This is a genomic window from Vibrio sp. M260118 (assembly GCF_036533755.1).
Classification (GTDB): domain Bacteria; phylum Pseudomonadota; class Gammaproteobacteria; order Enterobacterales; family Vibrionaceae; genus Vibrio.
The window spans coordinates 1-5,191 of sequence record NZ_JATABG010000258.1; the positions used below are offsets into that span (position 1 = coordinate 1).

4 protein-coding genes, 1 riboswitch and 1 other annotated feature are annotated in these 5,191 nt (G+C 46.3%); all 4 genes read right to left on the reverse strand.

All coding sequences use genetic code 11. The annotated features are described in order from the left end of the window. A partial coding sequence (locus tag QTO00_RS14335) for an aminotransferase class I/II-fold pyridoxal phosphate-dependent enzyme (RefSeq protein WP_331425403.1) occupies window positions 1-654 on the reverse strand: 654 nt, incomplete at its 3' end. A gap of 11 nt (window positions 655-665) precedes the next feature. Further along, window positions 666-1,958 (reverse strand): histidinol dehydrogenase, encoded by a 1,293-nt coding sequence (gene hisD, locus QTO00_RS14340; RefSeq protein ID WP_331425404.1) that lies wholly within the window; start codon window positions 1,956-1,958, stop codon window positions 666-668. A gap of 5 nt (window positions 1,959-1,963) precedes the next feature. Then, window positions 1,964-2,860 (reverse strand): ATP phosphoribosyltransferase, encoded by an 897-nt coding sequence (hisG, locus tag QTO00_RS14345; protein ID WP_331425405.1) that lies wholly within the window; start codon window positions 2,858-2,860, stop codon window positions 1,964-1,966. A gap of 54 nt (window positions 2,861-2,914) precedes the next feature. Then, window positions 2,915-3,051, reverse strand: a sequence feature (His leader region). Between the two features lie 178 nt (window positions 3,052-3,229). After that, window positions 3,230-4,831, reverse strand: a complete 1,602-nt coding sequence (locus QTO00_RS14350) for a Na+/H+ antiporter NhaC family protein (protein WP_331425406.1) — start codon at window positions 4,829-4,831, stop codon at window positions 3,230-3,232. A 115-nt stretch (window positions 4,832-4,946) separates the two neighbouring features. Next, window positions 4,947-5,128: riboswitch (Lysine riboswitch) on the reverse strand. Window positions 5,129-5,191 lie beyond the last annotated feature (63 nt).

Genomic DNA, 5,191 nt, shown 5'->3' on the forward strand with positions numbered 1-5,191 from the left:
ACAACGTAGACCTGCTAGCGCAAACGCTTTAGACAGGGTACGCAAAATCGCTAGGTTCGGATATTGCTCAAGTAAATCGACTGTCGAAGCTTCTGGACAAAAATCAATGTAGGCTTCGTCCATCACCACAATTGCGCGGTCTTTGGTCATCTCCAGCAAAGAGACAATGTCTTCTCGCTTAACCAAGTTACCCGTTGGGTTGTTTGGTGAACAGACAAAAACCAGTTTCACGTTATCCAGATTGGCTTCAATGCCCGACAGATCAAGCTGCCAATCAGGGGTTAGTGGTACGGTCTTACGCTCTACACCAATAGTCTCTGCGCTGATTGCATACATACCGTAAGTCGGCGGACAGTAGAGGATTGCATCTTCACCAGGCTCACAGAAGGCTCGAATCAAAAGCTCAATGCCCTCGTCTGCTCCGCGAGAGGTCAATGTCTGTTCCGGCTTAACACCTGCATAGGCTGCATAGGCTTCTATCAACTCTTTTGGCTGACACTCGCTGTAGCGATTTAAGCGGGCAAAGTCGGTTTTATACTCATTGTTGAATGGAGACTCATTGGCATTGAGCCATACATCGCCAGTACCACCAATACGACGAGCCGATAAGTAAGGAGTTAACTTTTGAACTTGTTTACGTGCTAGCTTTTCCATCTCATCCTCTCTTACTTCGCTGCTAATTTTTCAACTCGAATAGTAACGGCGCGTTTGTGCGCATCGAGACCTTCAGCTTCAGCCATAGTTACTACCGTAGGAGCAAGGACTTTTAGCCCGTCTGCGCTAAGCTCTTGTACCGTCATACGCTTAGAAAAATCAGCCAAGCCAAGGCTGGAATAAGTGCGCGTGTAACCGTAAGTCGGCAATACGTGGTTAGTGCCAGATGCGTAATCACCCGCAGATTCTGGCGACCAATCGCCTAAGAAAATCGAACCTGCATTATCAAGCAGAGGTAGCAGCTCGCGCGGGTTTTTAGTCTGTACAATTAAGTGCTCTGGGCCGTAGTAGTTTGAAATCGACACGGCTTGAGTGATCGATTCAGAAATAATAATTAAACTCGATGCTAACGCCTTTTCAGCAATATCAGCACGAGACAACTGTTTAAGTTGGCGCTGAACCGCATCCATCACCTGGTCAGCAATGATCGGCGATGGCGTGACCAATACCACTTGAGAATCAGGGCCGTGCTCAGCTTGGCTTAAAAGGTCTGCCGCAATGAAGTCTGCATCTGCGGTTTCGTCGGCAATCACTAGCACTTCAGATGGGCCAGCTGGCATATCAATCGCTGCGCCGCGGAAATCATTGCTTACCTGACGCTTAGCTTCCGTAACATAGGCATTACCCGGGCCAAAGATCTTATCGACTTTAGACACAGTTTCTGTGCCATACGCCATCGCAGCGACCGCTTGACCACCACCTACGTTGTATACCTCATCGATGCCACATAGCTTAGCAACATAAAGGATTTCATCAGCAATCGGAGGCGGCGAACACAGCACGACTTTGTGACAGCCGGCAATTTTTGCAGGTACACCCAGCATCAGCACTGTTGAAGGCAGTGGTGCGCTCCCGCCTGGGATATATAAGCCCACCTTTTGAATTGGACGGGTTACTTGTTCACAAACCACACCCGGCTGAGTTTCTACTTTCAACGGCTGAGGCTTTTGCGCTTTATGGAACTTGGCAATATTCGCATACGCTTGCTCTAGCGCTTGCTTCATATTATCTGATAGACGGTCACATGCTGCATCAACTTCTTGCCCAGAAACGCGAATTGAATCGGGTTTTACACGGTCAAACTTTTCCGTTAGCTCTAGCAGTGCGGCATCACCTTCCGCACGCACTTTAACAATAACATCAGACACTGCGGCAGTAATATTTGCGCCTTCAGTAATGGCTGGACGCTCTAGAATCGAATCTTGCTGAGATTCACTTAAAGATTGCCAAACGACTGTTCTCATCGCTATTACCCCATCATTTTTTCAATTGGTAGCACTAGAATTGAGCTCGCACCTAGGTCTTTAAGCTGCTCCATGGTTTCCCAGAATAGGTTCTCAGTACTCACCAAATGTACCGCGACCTTTTCTTTGTCGCTGGATAGAGGGAGTACGGTTGGATCTTCAGCCCCTGGAAGTAGCGACTTGATCTGCTCTAGTTTGTTAACTGGGGCGTGTAGCATGATGTACTTAGACTCTTTCGCTTGCTGGACACCTTGCATGCGCGTCAGTAGCTTTTCAATCAGCGCCACTTTATCAGCCTCAAACTCGCCTGTGCGCTGAATCAGCGTCGCTTTCGACTGGAAGATAACTTCTGCTTCTTTTAGACCGTTAGCTTCTAGTGTTGCGCCAGTAGAAACCAAATCTGCGATTGCATCAGCAAGACCAGCACGCGGAGCAACTTCTACCGAACCAGTTAGCATACAAGTAGAGAAAGGAACACCCTGTTCATCCATGTAAGCTTTTAACAGTTGTGGGTAAGTCGTGGCGATACGTTTGCCAGCTAGGTCTTGCGGGCCGTTGTAGACTTCATCTTTATCGATTGCAATTGATAGTCGACAGCCACCAAAATCAAGGCGACGCAGTGGAACGAACTCAGATGGCTCACCGAGTGCTTTACGATCAAGGCGAACTTCTTCCAGTTCGTTTTCACCGATAAAGCCCAAATCGACCACACCATCCATGATCAGACCTGGAATATCATCATCACGCACTAACAGCAGGTCAATTGGCATATTTAGTGAGTGCACAACAAGACGCTCACCCATGATATTGAATTTAACGCCGCATTTTTTTAGTAGAGTCTGACACTCTTTGCTTAGGCGACCTTTCTTTTGAATTGCGATTCTTAGGCGTTGTGTTTGCATTGCTGTATCCCTGTGCAAATATTTGGTATTTATAAAATTTTTTAAGATTCAAATAGTGAAAAACCCTCGGGAGAGTAAGTCTCCCGAGGGTTTTAAATCTTGTATATTGCGATTCCAACCTCCGGGAGTTTCCTGCCTCCCGGGTATGCGCGCATCTCCCGAAAGACTAAACTGGGTGATGATGGTGATGAATGTTCATTACTAATTGGCGCATACTTATTAAGCTCTTCTGACTCGCTTTGTTGATATCCACACTAACCAAGGCGAAAACATTTTTCAACTATTTCTTTAAACTTTTTTCAATTTGTATAGGACAAATAAAAAGGGAGCCGAAGCTCCCCAATTCATTGACGTTATACAACTGCAGTTTTACACGTTTTGACAGCTCGCCATTTTAGAACGAGACAGTACTGATAGCAGCACACAAACCGCTACAAACGCAGCCGTTGCCGCTGCCAATGACATTGCAATCGAAGCCGTCATACCTAAGGTGATAAAGCCAATACACGATACTACCGCAACAGACAGTGCGTATGGCAGCTGAGTCGCTACGTGGTCGATATGGTTACAGCGTGCACCTGTCGATGACAAGATAGTGGTGTCTGAAATCGGTGAACAATGGTCACCAAACACAGAACCCGCCAAAACAGCACTTAGCATAGGTAGCATTAGAGCAAGGTCAGTTGCCCCCGCCATGTCACCAGCGATTGGTAGCATGATACCGAATGTACCCCATGATGTTCCGGTCGAGAATGCCATTAAGCCAGACAGGAGGAACAGAATAACCGGCAGCCAATGTGGGTTGATATTACCTTGAGCTAGCGTCGATAGGTACTTACCCGTATTCATATCGCCAATTACTGAACCGATAGTCCAAGCAAATACCAGAATAAGAATCGCGCCGAACATGGACTTAGCGCCAATCCAAAGTGTGCGTGAGATTTCACTCATCGCGATACCTTGCTTAACAACGGTAAATAGCGCAATAGCTAGACCTACAAGGCCACCGTAAATAAGCGATGTACCTACATCTGTATTTTCAAACGCACCAAGAACGTTAAACGCAATGCCATCTGATGCTAGTGCTTGGCCACCTGTGTAAAGCATAGAAGCGACGGTCGCGATAATCAGGGATACGATCGGTAGAACTAAGTCGAGCACTTTGCCCTTTTCGCTCTCTACGATGTCGAGTTCTTCGTTCAGCTCGTGTGCTTCTTGTGAGTCTTCCGCTTGCTCTTTGGCAAAACCCTGACCGCGAGAGGCAGCGATCTCATGATCTCGCATCTTACCGATATCAAGTCCAAACCAAGCAACAGCAAATACCATAAGCAAAGCAAATATCGCGTAGAAGTTCATTGGGATAAGGCGAACGTACGCCCCTAGCGCTGAGTACTCAGTGATACCGTGGGAAACCAAAATGCCGCCAATGATCGTCATAATGTAAGCACCCCAACTTGAAGCTGGCATGATCACACACATTGGTGCAGCCGTTGAGTCTAGGATGTAGGCAAGCTTCGCTCGTGAGACATAAAAACGGTCAGTAACAGGACGAGAGATAGCCCCCACCGCTAAGCTATTAAAATAGTCATCAACAAAGATGAACACACCCAAGAACGCGGCAAGTAGTTTAGAACCACGTTTGCTCTTAACTCTTGATTGGGCCCACTCAGCAAAAGCACGCGTACCACCAGACAGTGTAAGCAACGCGGTCATCATACCAAGTAGTAGTAGGAATCCGACAATACTCATGTTCCAAGTATTGATACCGCCATCTTCAATGAAGACACTAGAAACGGTGGAGCCAACATAGCTCATTGCGCCACTAAACGAGTAATCGTTCAGTAATATGGCGCCTAAAACAATACCGACACCCAATGAAATGAGTACTCGACGAGTAATAATAGCAAGGCTCAATGCCACAAGCGGCGGCAAAAGAGACAAAGGAGATGATGCAAAATCAATTAAATTCATGATCTTCAAAAACCAGTAATAAATGGTTAGAGATCTACTGCAGATTAATTGGCGGAAATCATTTCCACCCAATTAAGTTGAAATAAGCGAAGGGTAAACGAACGTTTGAACCCAGCCCTACAGTAGCGCTCCATAGTTTTACAAATTATAGACTATGGCAGTGTTACCCCTTTCGAGTGTAACCCCAGCAAGTTTCTTTGATGAGAGAACTCACTTCGGCGAAATAACCTTTTGTGCTTATTCATTGGCATCACCCCAACAAACACTACTGATCTATTTCGCGCCTCTACCGCGATTTGAAATTTTAAACTATCGAAAAATTAATTTAACAATAATTTAACTAGCAAAACGCATTAGGTT

What these genes read in the sequence shown, in the direction of transcription:
- hisD (WP_331425404.1), bottom strand. Translation starts at nt 1,958, where the DNA reads ATGAGAACAGTCGTTTGGCAATCTTTAAGTGAATCTCAGCAAGATTCG.
- hisG (WP_331425405.1), bottom strand. Translation starts at nt 2,860, where the DNA reads ATGCAAACACAACGCCTAAGAATCGCAATTCAAAAGAAAGGTCGCCTA.
- QTO00_RS14350 (WP_331425406.1), bottom strand. Translation starts at nt 4,831, where the DNA reads ATGAATTTAATTGATTTTGCATCATCTCCTTTGTCTCTTTTGCCGCCG.